Source organism: Streptomyces sp. NPDC037290, from assembly GCF_055603245.1.
In genome coordinates this window covers 1-13239 of sequence record NZ_JBVJVZ010000054.1, presented here as the reverse complement: position 1 = coordinate 13239, position 13239 = coordinate 1, and the positions used below count along the sequence as shown (strand labels likewise).

Below are 13239 nucleotides of genomic sequence, written 5' to 3'. Positions count from 1 at the left end.
CCTCCACAACCTCGCCCTCGCCGGATAGAACACGGAAGGGACGGACATCGACCCCACCCCCAGCAATTCCAAGATCGCTTACGGGACAACCTCTAACAGGATCGAGCCACGTTTGGGGGGATTTCCTCGGTTGTGCTGCTTCATTCTGAAGCACGAGATAGACTCTGGACTCAGCTAGCAGCACCACTGAGAGGGCTCGGGCCTTTTGGATCAGGCTTCCTCACACCAGATCAGTCCCAGCGATCCGGTCCCGGTGGCTTCACCGTAGCCGCTCGCACATCGCCTACGTGCAGGTTTCTTGTTTCCTGCCACGTGGGAATCCCCACCGGCCTACAGGAGAAGGCAGACCGAAATGGCGGCAATGGAACTCCGCCCCCACCAGCGAGAAGCCGTGGACGCGGTACTGCGCGCCCTCGAATTGCCTGCAAGATCTCTTGTGCCGGAGGGTGGTCTCCGGACTCAGGTGATCATGGCGACCGGATCCGGCAAGAGCCTCGTGGCCACCCGGAGCGCTGAGGAGCTCCACGCGGGCCGGGTCCTGGTGCTCGTGCCCTCGCTGGATCTGCTCGCCCAGACCGAGGCCTCCTGGCGCGCGGGCGGTCGTACGGGCCCGATGATCGGGGTGTCGTCCCTGCGCGGGGAGCAGGTGTCCTTCCCCAACACCACGGACGTGGACGAGCTGGTCTCCTGGGTGCGGCCGTTCGACAAGGTGACCGTGTTCGCCACGTACGCCAGCCTGGGACTCGGCACGCTGGAGCGCGCCCACGAGGCCGGCCTCCCGGGTTGGGACCTGATCATCGTGGACGAAGCCCACCGCTGTTCCGGCCGGATCGGGAAGCCCTGGGCAGTCGTCCACAACAACCAGAAGATCCCGTCCCTGCGTCGCCTGTACATGACGGCCACGCCCCGGCTGTGGCAGCTGGACGAGGACTCCGAGCAGGGCGCGCCGGGCGAGCTGGTGGCCTCGATGGAGGACGACCCCAACGGCCCGTTCGGCAGCAGGTGTTTCACCCTGACGTTGTCGGAGGCGATCGACAGGGAAATCTGTGCGCCGTATCAGGTGGTGTGCGTGGACGTCACCGACACGCAGCTCCAAGCCGCCATGCTGCTCGGTGCCGAGGGGCGGTCGGATCAGGTGCGTGGGGCCCGGCTCGCCGCGCTCCAGACGGCGTTGGTGAAGGCGGCCTCGGAGGAGGGCTTCCGTCGAACCCTCACCTTCCACCACGTGGTCAAGGAAGCCGAGGCTTTCGCGGCCGGCCTTCCCGACATCGCCGCGCAGCTGCATGACGCGGACCCGGAGCTGTACCCGCGTATGGTCTGGGCGGACTGGCTGTCCGGTGACCACAAGCCCAACCACCGGCGGCGGGTTCTGGGGGAGTTCGCCGACGGGATCGCCACGGATGGCACCGTGGTGGAGAAGGGCTTCCTGAGCTCGGTGAAGGTGCTGGGCGAGGGGGTGGACACCCGAAATTGTGACTCTGTGTACTTCGCGGACGTGCGCGGCTCGATGCCGGACCTGGTCCAGGCCGTGGGGCGGGCTCTGCGGATGCAGCCCGGCGAGGGCAAGATGGCCAGCCTCGTGGTGCCGGTGCTGCTGGGGCCCGGGGAGACGGCGGACAACATGCTCACCTCCCGGGCGTATGGCGGGTTGGCGAAGCTGCTGGAGGCCCTCAGAGCGCACGACGCCCGCATTGTCGAGCAGTTGGCCCAACAGCAGGCCCAAAGCCGCTCCAAGGGCGCCCAGACGCGCGAGAAGGGCAAGGAGAAGGGCGCCGGTGAGGGCGGTACTTCGACTTCGGCGAAGGCGCTGCTGAAGTTCTCCACGCCGCGTGACCCGGCCGCGCTGGCGGCGTTCATCAACCTGCGGGTCCTCAACCCCGAGCACGAGCACTGGAGGCGCGGCATCGAGGCCGCTGTCATCTACGCCCGCGAGCACGGGGACCTCAAGGTGCCGTTCACGCACCGCGTGCCCGGCGGCGACGACCAGGAGGTGGAAGCCGAGGGGTGGCCGGCCTCGCTCGCCGCGTTTCCGCTGGGGCAATGGATCGCCGACGCCCGAAGGTTCTACGCCCGCGGGGACATGGATGAGGACCGCGTCGCGCAGCTGGAGAAGCTCGGCATGGTGTGGTCGCACTTCGATGTCGCGTGGGAGGAGGGCCTGGCTGCAGTTCGAGGGTGGGCCGCCGAACACGGGCACGCGCTCGCCCCGCTCGATGCCACGTACCAGGGGGCCAAGGTCGGGATTTTTTTGAAGAACGCCAGGGCCGCCGCTCGGAAGGCCGCGGAGATCGAGCAGCGGCGTGCCGAGGGGCTGCCGGTTCAGTCGTCGGCCGGCGCCTTGTCGGAGGAGCGCCGCGAGCAACTGGAGGAGATCGACCCGTCGTGGTGTCCGGCCTGGCCGGTGGAGTGGCAGCGCTGCTTCCACCTGGTCCGGCTGCTCCTGGAGGAGGGCGGCGAGCTGCCCACCGCGCCGGGCGTCGTCGTACGCCAGGGCGAGGACCTCGGGCGGTGGGTCAAGGCAGTGCGCTTCGGTTGGGACAAGCTCACCGGCGTCCAGCAGTGGATGTGCGAACACATCCTCGGGATCGAGCCCGCTACCGCGGACGAGAAGCCCCAGCCGCGCCGCACGCAGGCCGACAAGTGGGCGATGAACTACGAGGCCGCCAAGCAGTTCTACGAACGCGAGGGCCACCTGAACGTCCCCCGCAAGCATGTGGAGACCGTGCTCGCAGACGAGGGATGGGAACTGCAGTTCCGACTGGGGGCATGGATCAGCAACCAGCGCTCACGCGCGGCGACCCTGTCGGAGGGCCGGCGCGAGCAGCTGTCCGCCATCGGCATGCGGTGGGCATAGCCATACGCGTCGCGGATGAAAGGCATTTGGCCTGGCAACGCCGAAGCTCGACTGGCCTGTTGTCCGCACTGGATATCGACCTGCGTGTTGCGGGTTCTGAGCAACAGTAGGGTCTGGCCATGGTGACGCGACTGGGCAGGATCGAAGGCCTTCTGGGTAAGCGGCTCGACAACGTGACCTACAGCGAGATCGCTAACCTCGTCGGCAACGCCGAGGCGGCTGAGAACGAGGATCTCGACTACAAACAGGCGCACTACGCCACTGACGACCGTGGGAAGGAGGAACTGGCCAAGGACATCGCCGCCTTCGCCAACCATACCGGCGGTCTTCTCGTACTCGGCATGGCGGAAGCCAGGGGTGTGCCGAGCAAAGTCTTCGACGTAGATCTGGACGACGCTCACCTGAGGCACATCCGACAGGTCATCGCCGCCTGCACAGCGCCGCCTGTCCCCTACGACGCCATTCCTATCCCCAAGCCCGGCTCCTCGGGCACCGGATTCCTCCTGCTCGCGGTTCCACGAAGTCCCTATGGTCCGCACGCTGTAACCGCCCGACCAACCAGGTTGACCACGGATGCCCTGCGCTACCCCCGGCGCGGCGGTAGCAAGACCGAGTGGCTTACTGAGACAGATGTGGCCACCGCATACCGTGCGCGCTTCACGGCAGCTGCCGAGCGCGACCAGCGCATGGCTTACGTCGAAGAGGAGATTGTCGATGCGCTGGTATCGCGTACCGCCCCGCACCTGATCACAACACTTGTCCCTGAGCAGGCCGGCGACATGGTGATCGATTCCGATCGTTTCGCTCGCTATGAGCGAGAGCTTTTGGCTACACAGCTTTTCCCCGGCCAGGGGTCTCGCAACTTCGGCCGGGTCAGTGTCGGTCCTCGACGACTCATCGTGACCGAAGGCAGTGGACGACGTTCCGCCCGTGCCGAACTGCACCGTGACGGCAGTGCCAGCATCGCCATCGCTCTACATGCGCGTGTGCTTCTGGATGAGGACGAAGAAGAACAGATGCTCACCGCAGAACCCGGCGAAGTTGTGTATCCGCTGCTGGCTGCACTGCCCTTCCTGGCAGCCCATGCGCGTGACCGGGCAGCCGCCAGCGGTCCTGCACACGCTCGCGTCGCCCTGGTAGCGGATATGGCTGTGCACCCAACCCAAGCCAGATACTTGGATCTGAATCGGCCTGACCTTGTGCCCTTCCGCGTCGACCGGGTCGATCCGGGATCTGGGCGGCGACTTCCCCTTGCGCCCGAGCCGTGCAACTACGCCACCGCACATGCCGGCGTTCTCCTGGACGACCTCGCAGACCTCGGCCGTGGTCTCCTCCAGGCCACCGCAGCACTCGCGGACGAGCTTCTCCAAGCATATGGCTATCCCGAGACCGGGCTCATCACGCGCTCCGGCGAACTTCGTCCCCACCTGTTCTCACAGCGGCACTCCGGTGCCGTCAGCCAATGGGCGCGCCAGCGCGGCCTGCTCTAGCGTCAAGATCGACCGAATGCAGCCGTGGCTGTGGTCGGACGGCTGGGCTGAGGACCAATAGGGTTCATCGGCGCGTACGTGCGCGGGGCGGCGCGGTCCGTCAAGCCGTCGTCGTCCTGGTCCACGTCGTCACCGCGCCGCGCACCAGCTGACGCAGCATGCGCGACCCTGCCACCGAGACCCGGGCGCCGGCACTCGTACGCAGCACGACGGCCACGCGTACGGCCAGGAGCTGGCCCGCGCCACCACCAGCACGAGGCCACCGAGGCACGGTCCGTCGTGTTGCAGGCTCGCGGGCCGTATAGATCAGTGCCCAGTGCAAGTTACTGTGCGTCGATGCAAGGCCCTTGGGCCGGGACGGTGAGCCACAGCGGATGGAAGCCGGTCACCACGGCCGCCACTTCCGCTGCGGCCAGGCGCGGAACCTCCTGCCACGCGCCGACCCGCGACGCCAGCTGCGGCAGCCGGGCCAGCACCCGCTCGCTGCCCGCCCCGCACATCACCAGCGTGATCCTCGTGCCGGGGTCGTCCCACAGGCTCTGCAGGTACTCCAGGCACGGCACAGGCAGGCGCTGAGCCTCATCGACCACCAGCACCCGCGCCTCACCCAGAGCCCCCGCGACCGCGGCGTCAGCCAGCGCCGACGTGTGCGGGAAACGGCCCGGCAACGCCAAAGCATCGAACACCGCCCGCCTCATGCCGGACACCGACGGGCGCACCGGCACCGGCACCCACGTCACTCTCCAGCCCGGCGGGACCTCGTGGAGCGGCATCCGCACGGCCACGGTCTTGCCCCGGCCCGGGTCACCGAACACACACACCGCGCCCTGAACCGCCATCGCCTGCCCGACCGCCTCGGCCACCGCCCGCATCGACGACGTCCCCACCAACTGCGCTCCCGCCGGCAACACCACACCTGCCACCGCACCGCCCTCCCCCGACGGCAGGACCGCGAGCGCCGCCGGCGCGGGGTGCGGCGGCCGACGCACCGCCGCCTTCACCGCGCCGACCTCGCGCGGCCCGGCCAGAGCGAGGTCAGCCAGCGCCTGCCGTGTCCGCTGCTCCTCCCGCTCCCGCCGCACCACCGCACGGTCCGGCAAGACCCTGCCGGCCTCCAGATCCCGGCGCACCACCCGGTACAGCGACGCCAGCGACGGCACCTCTCCCCCGGCATCCTTCAAATGCCGGTACAGCACCGACACGTTCCCGCCCGCCTGCGCCAGCACCTCCCACGCCTGGTCGGACAACTCCAGCCGGGCCCGCGGCCTGCGCTCCACACGGCCTTCCGTCCGCGCCGCGTCCAGCCAGCGCCACACCGTGCGCACATTCACCCCACCGACCTGCGCGCCCGCCCGCACGTGCGCCGTGGTCAACGCCCCGGCCGCCTCGAGCTCGAGCAGCCGCGTGACCAGCACCGGCCTGGACACCATCAGCCCCGCCGTCACGTCACCCCACACGCCCGGCTCCCCCACCCCACACCCTCCCGACGCGCGAACCCGACGCCGACCACCGTGCCGCCGCCCGGCCCTCGAAGGATCAGAAGTGCCGTTCCCATGACAGCGGAACAAGGCAGGGTGTACCGCCCCATGACAGCGGTGCCCGTGCCAGATACCGCCTCATGACACTGACGCCGTCCTTCACGAACACCCGACCAACAAAAACATCCCGACCTGGCATGCCGTCACTGACACCCACCCACTGACACCAAACCGGCACATCGCAACTGCGCATGCAGCCGGGCGAGGGCAAGGTCGCCTCGCTCGTGGTGCCGGTCCTGCTCGGGCCGGGCGAGACTGCGGACAACATGCTCACCTCTCGGGCGTTCGGCGGCCTGGCCAAGCTGCTGGAGGCGCTCAGGGCGCACGACGCCCGCGTGGTGGAGGCTCTGGCACAGCAGCAGGCGCCAAGCCGCGTCAGGGGCGTCCAGAGCCGCAGGGAGGGCCAGGAAGGCGACGGCGAGGGGGAAGGGTCCGGCCCGTCGGCGCCTGCACGGAAGCTGCTGAAGTTCTCCACGCCGCGTGACCCGGCGCAGTTGGCCGCGTTCATCAACCTGCGCGTCCTCAACCCCGAGCACGAGCACTGGCGGCGCGGCATCGAGGCCGCCGTCATCTACACCCGCGAGCACGGCGACCTCAAGGTCCCGTTCACGTACCGGGTGCCCGGCGGGGAGGACCAGGCGGTGGAGGCCGAAGGGTGGCCGGCCTCGCTCGCGAACTTCCCGCTCGGGCAGTGGATCGCCGACGCCAGGAGATTCTACGCCCGCGGCGACATGGACGAGGACCGCATCGAACAGCTGGAGAAGCTGGGCATGGTGTGGTCGCACTTCGACGTCGCATGGGAGGAAGGACTCGCCGCAGCGCGCGGATGGGCCGCCGAAAACGGGCACCTCCTGGCCCCGCTGGACGCCACCTTCCAGGGCTACCGGGTGGGGATCTGGCTGAAGAACGCGCGGGCTGCCGCCCGCAAGGCAGCCGAGATCGAGCAGCGGCGTGCCGAGGGCCTGCCGGTGGCCTCGTCGGCCGGGGCACTGTCGGAGGGTCGGCGCGAGCAGCTGGAGGACATCGACCCGTCCTGGTGCCCAGCCTGGCCGGTGGAGTGGCAGCGCGCCTTCCACCTCGTCCGGCTCCACCTCGAGGCCGGCGGCCAGCTCCCGACCAAGCCCGGCGACGTCGTGCACCAGGGCGAGGACCTCGGACGATGGGTCCGCTCGGTCCGGCTCGGCTGGGACAACCTCACCACCGTCCAACAGTGGATGTGCGAACACATCCTCGGCATCCAGCCCGCCGGCGACGACGAGAAGCCGCCGCCGCGCCGCACCCAAGCCGACAAGTGGGCGATGAACTACCAGGCCGACCGGCAGTTCTACGAGCGCGAGGGGCACCTACGGGTGCCGCGCAAGCACATCGAACGAATCGTCGTCGGCGAGTGCCAGGAGGAACGAGAGCTGCGGCTCGGAGCGTGGATCGGGAACCAGCGCTCGCGGGCCGCGACACTGTCCCCGGAGCGGGTGGAACAGCTGTCCGCCATCGGCATGCGATGGTCGTGATGGGCGTCGTCGCCACCGCTGTCGTCGCGCTCGTGGCCGGCTATCTGCTTGGACGGTTGCGCCCGTGGCGGCGCCTGGGCGACTGGGCGGCCGATCAGGTCCGTGAAGGGGCGCGGCCTTGGTAGTGGGAGAACTCTTCTCAGAAGGGAGGTTCGTCGCTGTAGCCACCTGGTTGGGCAGGGGCCTTGACCGGGACCGGGAAACTGGTAGCCCATGGGTCGTCTGCCAGGGGCGATGCAGAACCACCCCACCCGCCGGAAGCCTGCCGGGCCGGGGGCACCGGCGCCGGCGCGGCGGGTGGAGTTGCCGGTGCTTCGTCCGGCTCGAGGCCGTCAATGTCGTCGTTCCACAGTCGGCGCAGATGTTCGCGGCAAGTCGTCGGATCGTTCTCGTCCCAGCGGCTGTCTTCCGGCTCCGGCCAGCGACGGCCGTCGGGATCCCGATCTTGCAGCTGGCACAGAGCAAGCAAGAGGGCATCGACGACCGGCCATTGGCTGGTCGTTGTCCCGGTAAGCAGACGCCGGATGGTTTCCCTACTCACCTTATGAGGGTTGGACTCGGTGCCGGTGAGCGCCGCGATCTTCGGAAGCGGAGGACGCGCTGCCAGCCGGTAGTGCACATAGAGCTCGGCGACGAGGTCCCGCTTGGGACCGGGCGGCAGCACATCTTTACCGGGCATTCGAAGCATTCGCGGCATCCGATAACTCTGCCACGAACAAGCCCAGTTAGACACAGGAAAGCTCATTCTCGCCTGGTATCACGCCACACGAGAACCCATGTGATCCCATATGACCTCACTCAGACCCCTCTTGACCTCACCTGAACTCATATCAACTGGCCTTAGACCATCTACAGCACGTAGAAACTCGATTGAACAAACCCCTGTTTTCGCTGGTCAGAGGCCATTTCGGGGTGCTTTTGTTGTTGCAGTTCACCCTGAGATTCGGGATGCGTCTCAAGGAGTGGACACGGCACGGCTGTCACCGGAAACGGCGACGGCCCCCTGGTGGGCAGGGAGCCGTCTGCAGAAGACCGAACAACCCCGACGAAGGAGAAGCTCATGTCCAAGGGCGAGAGTACGGGCAACGAGGCGGTCCCGGAACCCCACAGCAGGTCCTCAATGACGCGATGGGCGAGGCGGGTACGGCGGGCGCGCAACGAGGCCGGCCTCTATCTGCTCCGGGGCGCGGCGACCGCCGTCGGCGGTGCCATCGTGACGTACGGCGGCGTCTGGCTCCACGCTCGCTGAGGTCCCCGTTCCGCGTCGGCAATGGATCAGCTGTCTGTGATCGGGATGCGCCGCTCGTGCCTACAGGCGCGAACGTCCTGGCGGTGACTGTCGCGGCGCTCGTGGTGGTTTCCTGATGGGCCGGGTTCGGCCGCGGCTGCGGTCGGGCGACTCCCCTGAGGACCAGGTGAGGTTCGCCGGCAACTGGGTGGGGCGGCGCGGTGGGTCAGACCGTCGTCGTCCTGGTCCACCTTCTCGTCCGACCGCACACCAGCTGGCGCGTCATGCGTACCCCGGCCTTGGCGTCCGTACGCGATCCGGGCCGGCTCGCCAACCGCTCCCGGGGAAAGCACAAGTAGACGGAAGGTTGCCAACTTCCTTACTGGCATTCGACCCGCTAGAGGACCTTCGACAGCACAAGGCCCGGACCAGGCGTCCGGGCCTTCGCCGTGCCCCGGGATCTTTCTTCCCGGCCGCTGCTGTCCGGGTCCCGGCTTCCAGCCCTACGGGGTGAAGGAAGCCGTGCCCGGCAGGACGAGACGCAAGCACCTGAGCCCTGTCACTGTCCCGCCCGCAATGTCGAACTCATGCCGGAGGCAGTACCGATGACCACCCGCCAGGCACCCGGGGCAACACCCGAGCCGATCGCCGCTACGCTGAACACGCCCACCCTGCGCCGGGCCGAGACCCCACAGGGACGCTCTCAGGCAGAGAGCCGCAGCAGGACCGCCGACCGCGCGGCGCACACCCCCGCGGACGACACCACGCAGGTGCCCGCCGTTTCTGCTCCTCCGCCTTCTAGGAGAATCCCGATGGCTCGGGACCAGCACTCCGCCGCGTCCGCGCATCCTGATCCACCCAGCACGCCCGAACCGGCCCCCGCCGGGAAGCCGGCGCTCTTGTCGCAGCGCACCGCGCTGATCCTCTTCATAGCCGTCGTCAGCGGCATCGGCGTCGGCGTGCTGACCTTCTTCGCCGAAAAGTCCTACCCCAAGGCCGTCCTCGCCGGTGTCATCGCGGCCGGGGGCTGCACAGTAGGTCTGCACAACCTGATCGACTGATCCGCGGGGGCGGGCAGGACCCTTCCTGCCCGCCCCCGCGGCACGGACGTCAGGCGGCGCTGAACTCGTGGGCAGGGCCGCCGCGCCACTCCACCCACTGCGGGTCGTCCAGGATGGCCCCGGGTTCCGCGACGCCGGCGTCCTCGAGATCCGCGAGTGGGCCACGCACGCCCCCGCGGCTGCCGCGCCGGGGATCGCCCGCACCATCGCCCACTTCGGCGGCCAGGTCCTCGCCGACGCACCGACGGACGTCGTCCAGGCTCTGCAGGAGCTGCGCGATGAGCAGGTGGCGCGGGCCCGCGCGGCCGTGGGCTCCGTGGTGGCTTTGCACCGATAGCCGCACCACTGTGCGGATGGATGCGCATCGGGTGCGGTCGGTGCGCATCCATAGTCATCCGGCTCCGCTGCCGGTTGAGATACTGCCTCCTCAATGAGACGGGGAGGCCTAGTGATCATCTTTGATACGAATGCCGTGAACCTTCTGCCGCCCGAAGGACTGCGTGCGGACATCATCCGGAAGCTGCGTCAGTCGGGGCACCACAGGGTCGCTGTGCCGTGGATGGTCCTGGAGGAAATGGCCGCCCACCAAGCACAGCTCTATCCCGTGAAGCACAAGGCGGTCGTGAACACGGAGGCTTATTCACGGGGTGGTGTGGGCCGGGTTTCTTGATCATCAGGACGGCCCTGCTCGGTAGTCTGATGTCTGCGAAAACGTCAGAAGTGAACCGGGGCAGGGCCGTTGAGCTGGAACGTTACGGCAGGGTTAGACAAGGATCAACTGGACGGGCTGGTGATGCGGGTCCATCAGGCGCTCGTGGAGGACCCGGATCCTGCGGTGTCTCCGGCGCGGATGTGGTCGCTGGGCCTGTACAAGTCGGTGGTCCTGGTGTTGTTCCTACTGCGGCAGAACCCCGTCCAGGAAGCGGCGGCGGAGCTGTTCGGTGTCAGCCAGGCCACTGTTTCCCGGCGGTGGACGTGGCTGCTTCCGGTGGTGGAGAAGGCCCTCGCTGGGCATGTCCCTGATCCTGTGGAAGCCTCAGTCGGCCGGATCGTGCTCATCGACGGCACCCTGGTCGCCACGTGGGACTGGGCGAGCGAAGGCACCACCATGTTCTCCGGCAAGCACCGCGACACCGGCTTCAACCTGCAGGTCGCCGCCACGCTGTCCGGAGACCTGCTCGCGGTGTCCGAACCTGTCCCGGGCTCCCGCCACGACATGTACGCCTGGCGCCAGTCCCACTTCCCGGAGACCTTCGCAGAACGGCAGAGCATAGGCGATCTTGGCTACGTGGGCTCCGGCATGCTCACCGCGAGACGCAAACCACCTGGTCAGCAACGCCCCACTGGCGACAAGGTCTACAACCGGAGCATCAGCAGCCTCCGCGCCGCCATCGAGCGAGCGATCGCACACCTGAAGGACTGGAAGATCCTCGCGACCCGCTACCGCGGCCCCCTGGCCAAGTTCCCCCTCGTCGCCAAAACCGTCACCGCCCTCACCTTCTATAAAAAGGGCTGGTGAAACCCCGTGAATAGGCCTCCAGCTGCCGCAAACCCTTCACCTCACAACGTTCCCCGCCCGGGTGACCGACCGCCCCATATCTGGGAGCTCGAACCTCCCAGGGATCCCGACAAGGACCGGTGGGAACGTACTTTAAGTTACGATTACGATTACACAGTGGACCCCCAGGTCCCGGCGTACGTGCAGGCCGAGATCACGGCCGCTGTCAATAACTTGAACAAAGAACTGGGCCGCCAATTCCTCCACCCCTCGGAGAGTCTGGGCGGTACCATAAAGAAGGACGATTGGGGCCTGAACATCAAGATGGGCGTGGATCCTGAACACCCTCACGCCGCCGCCGGGGCCTATGAATGCGACACCGGCTATGATTTCGACCCCTATCCCGCCGCATTTAATTACAGCATCGCATTGAATCCGCGTTTCTTCCCTTCCCCGGAAGAAACCGGGACGCAATGGGATGCCATTCAAGCGCAAGGCTGGCAAATCCAGGCCGGTGATGGTCACGCCATCGGGCGAAAAGAATTTCTGCAGTACGCAAGGGACAAGCAGATCAAGATAGTCACTCAGAAGCTGAAGGAACTTAGGCAGGGGCAGATGTATCGGGGGCACGGTCCGGTTATAAACCATCTGACCCCTCACACGGAGTGCTCTTGGTCCTGACGTTTCGCCTGGATCCACCGATCGGTGACCGGCTGCGGGAGGGGCTGACGCAGAGAGGTGCCTGCTGAACTGGGAAGATGGGAGTTCCTACGCAACCATCAGCCCAACAAGCAAGGCACCTCGTAAGTGAAATCCTCCCACAGCCCCGCGGCGACGTTCGCCGCGTTCGATGACCCGAACCTGCTCGCCCACGGTGGGCTTGCTCCAGCGGTGCGCCTGGCCGAGCGGTGTGGCCTGCCTGCCCTGGTCCGCGCGCGGGTCCGTTTGGACCAGGCGCGCAACGGGGCTGGGGCCGCGCCGGACGCGGAGGTGATGTCGCTGGTCGCGGCGATGCTCGCCGGAGCGGACAGCATCGACGACACCGCCGTGCTGCGGCACGGCGCGATGGCAAGGGCGTTCGGCGGCATGCGCGCCCCCTCCACCCTGGGCTCGTTCCTGCGCGCGTTCACCTGGGGCCACGTACGCCAACTCCAGTCTGCTGCCCGGGCATTCACCTGCCGCCTGGCCGGGCACTGCAACCTGCTGCCCGGGTCGGACCAGGTGGTCTACCTGGACATCGACTCCAAGGTGAAGCAAGTCTACGGAGCCGCGAAGCAGGGCGCTGAACACGGCTATACCAAGGTGAGAGGCCTGCACTTCCAGATCGCGGTCGCCTCCACCCCGCTCGCCGCCCCCGTGATCGTCGCGGAACGGCTGCGGAAGGGCTCGGCCGGCTCCGCCAAGGGCGCCGCCCATCTGATCGCCGAGGCCATCAAGCAGGTCCGGGCCATGGGCGCCACCGGTATGGTCGTCGTCCGCGCCGACTCCGCGTTCTTCTCCCACAAGGTCGTCGCTACCTGCCGCCGCCACAAGGTCCGCTTCTCTCTCGCGGTCGCCCAGCGCAAGAAGGTCCCGCCAGCTCATCGCCACCATCGGGGAGGACGCCTGGACACCGATCAAGTACCCCAAGGCGATCTGGGACAAGGACGAGGAACGCTGGATTTCCGACGCGGAGGTCGCCGAGATTCCCTACACCGGGCTTGTCAAGTTGCTGATGGGGTAGGCGTGTTGGGGTATGCCGGTGGTGCTCGTGGTGCCTGCTTCAGCTGGCCGTGTCCATGGATGTCGTTCCAGTGATCGTGTGCCAGACAGTGTGGCGTTCGGTCATCTCGGTGCGGTAGTCGGGGGCGGTCATCTGGTGGCGACGGGGCCGGAAGTGCGCGGAGATTCGGGAGAAGGAGGCGAGGAACTTCTGGCTCTGCCGACGCTCCGGAAGCCCTTCATGCCCCGCTCGCGCTCCCTTGTGGGGATATGCGAATTTTCTGCCCTGTTGTTCAGGTATTTCGAGCTGCGATGCTCGACGGAGGGCATCACCCCACGGTGAGCCGCCCCGTAGCTGCGG

12 protein-coding genes and 2 pseudogenes are annotated in these 13239 nt (G+C 67.6%); 10 read left to right on the top strand and 4 right to left on the bottom strand.

All coding sequences use genetic code 11. From position 1 onward, the window contains the following. Nucleotides 1–352: 352 nt before the first annotated feature. The gene (locus tag ACZ7HQ_RS43545; RefSeq protein WP_471002697.1) at nt 353–2854 is read left to right on the top strand and encodes a helicase associated domain-containing protein; all 2502 of its coding nucleotides are present in this window, start codon (nt 353–355) and stop codon (nt 2852–2854) included. A 119-nt stretch (nt 2855–2973) separates the two neighbouring features. Further along, complete coding sequence (locus ACZ7HQ_RS43540; RefSeq protein WP_471002694.1) at nt 2974–4344, top strand: AlbA family DNA-binding domain-containing protein; 1371 nt, start codon at nt 2974–2976, stop codon at nt 4342–4344. A 100-nt stretch (nt 4345–4444) separates the two neighbouring features. Here ACZ7HQ_RS43540 and ACZ7HQ_RS43535 read toward each other — a convergent pair whose 3' ends face one another. Further along, nucleotides 4445–4615 carry a hypothetical protein gene (locus ACZ7HQ_RS43535; RefSeq protein WP_471002692.1) on the bottom strand — a complete coding sequence of 57 codons (171 nt, stop codon included), beginning with the start codon at nt 4613–4615 and terminating at the stop codon, nt 4445–4447. 52 nt (nt 4616–4667) lie between these two features. After that, a complete protein-coding gene (locus tag ACZ7HQ_RS43530) occupies nt 4668–5801 on the bottom strand; it encodes an AAA family ATPase (protein WP_471002689.1) in 1134 nt (377 codons plus the stop codon). Nucleotides 5802–6073: 272 nt separating this feature from the next. Here ACZ7HQ_RS43530 and ACZ7HQ_RS43525 point away from each other — a divergent pair, with 272 nt between their 5' ends. Next, complete coding sequence (locus ACZ7HQ_RS43525; protein ID WP_471002686.1) at nt 6074–7390, top strand: helicase associated domain-containing protein; 1317 nt, start codon at nt 6074–6076, stop codon at nt 7388–7390. Nucleotides 7391–7529: 139 nt separating this feature from the next. Here ACZ7HQ_RS43525 and ACZ7HQ_RS43520 read toward each other — a convergent pair whose 3' ends face one another. Further along, nucleotides 7530–8087 (bottom strand): hypothetical protein, encoded by a 558-nt coding sequence (locus tag ACZ7HQ_RS43520; protein ID WP_471002683.1) that lies wholly within the window; start codon nt 8085–8087, stop codon nt 7530–7532. Between the two features lie 363 nt (nt 8088–8450). Between ACZ7HQ_RS43520 and ACZ7HQ_RS43515 the strand changes: the two genes are divergently transcribed. The 7 genes and pseudogenes from ACZ7HQ_RS43515 to ACZ7HQ_RS43485 all read left to right on the top strand — a co-directional run. Continuing rightward, complete coding sequence (locus ACZ7HQ_RS43515; protein ID WP_471002680.1) at nt 8451–8639, top strand: hypothetical protein; 189 nt, start codon at nt 8451–8453, stop codon at nt 8637–8639. Nucleotides 8640–9430: 791 nt separating this feature from the next. Next, nucleotides 9431–9679: a hypothetical protein gene (locus ACZ7HQ_RS43510; RefSeq protein ID WP_471002677.1), complete on the top strand. Its 249-nt coding sequence runs from the start codon at nt 9431–9433 to the stop codon at nt 9677–9679. 67 nt (nt 9680–9746) lie between these two features. After that, nucleotides 9747–10016 carry a hypothetical protein gene (locus tag ACZ7HQ_RS43505; RefSeq protein WP_471002675.1) on the top strand — a complete coding sequence of 90 codons (270 nt, stop codon included), beginning with the start codon at nt 9747–9749 and terminating at the stop codon, nt 10014–10016. 111 nt (nt 10017–10127) lie between these two features. Next, nucleotides 10128–10349, top strand: a complete 222-nt coding sequence (locus tag ACZ7HQ_RS43500) for a hypothetical protein (RefSeq protein ID WP_471002673.1) — start codon at nt 10128–10130, stop codon at nt 10347–10349. A 123-nt stretch (nt 10350–10472) separates the two neighbouring features. After that, a complete protein-coding gene (locus tag ACZ7HQ_RS43495) occupies nt 10473–11198 on the top strand; it encodes a transposase (RefSeq protein WP_471002671.1) in 726 nt (241 codons plus the stop codon). 156 nt (nt 11199–11354) lie between these two features. Further along, complete coding sequence (locus ACZ7HQ_RS43490; RefSeq protein WP_471002668.1) at nt 11355–11858, top strand: hypothetical protein; 504 nt, start codon at nt 11355–11357, stop codon at nt 11856–11858. 126 nt (nt 11859–11984) lie between these two features. After that, nucleotides 11985–12873: pseudogene (locus ACZ7HQ_RS43485) on the top strand (IS1380 family transposase); the annotation flags it as partial. A 66-nt stretch (nt 12874–12939) separates the two neighbouring features. Here the strand turns inward: ACZ7HQ_RS43485 and ACZ7HQ_RS43480 are convergent. Continuing rightward, a pseudogene (locus tag ACZ7HQ_RS43480) lies at nt 12940–13239 on the bottom strand (DDE-type integrase/transposase/recombinase); the annotation flags it as partial.

What these genes read in the sequence shown, in the direction of transcription:
- ACZ7HQ_RS43545 (WP_471002697.1), top strand. Translation starts at nt 353, where the DNA reads ATGGCGGCAATGGAACTCCGCCCCCACCAGCGAGAAGCCGTGGACGCG.
- ACZ7HQ_RS43540 (WP_471002694.1), top strand. Translation starts at nt 2,974, where the DNA reads ATGGTGACGCGACTGGGCAGGATCGAAGGCCTTCTGGGTAAGCGGCTC.
- ACZ7HQ_RS43510 (WP_471002677.1), top strand. Translation starts at nt 9,431, where the DNA reads ATGGCTCGGGACCAGCACTCCGCCGCGTCCGCGCATCCTGATCCACCC.
- ACZ7HQ_RS43515 (WP_471002680.1), top strand. Translation starts at nt 8,451, where the DNA reads ATGTCCAAGGGCGAGAGTACGGGCAACGAGGCGGTCCCGGAACCCCAC.
- ACZ7HQ_RS43495 (WP_471002671.1), top strand. Translation starts at nt 10,473, where the DNA reads ATGCGGGTCCATCAGGCGCTCGTGGAGGACCCGGATCCTGCGGTGTCT.
- ACZ7HQ_RS43525 (WP_471002686.1), top strand. Translation starts at nt 6,074, where the DNA reads ATGCAGCCGGGCGAGGGCAAGGTCGCCTCGCTCGTGGTGCCGGTCCTG.
- ACZ7HQ_RS43520 (WP_471002683.1), bottom strand. Translation starts at nt 8,087, where the DNA reads ATGCCGCGAATGCTTCGAATGCCCGGTAAAGATGTGCTGCCGCCCGGT.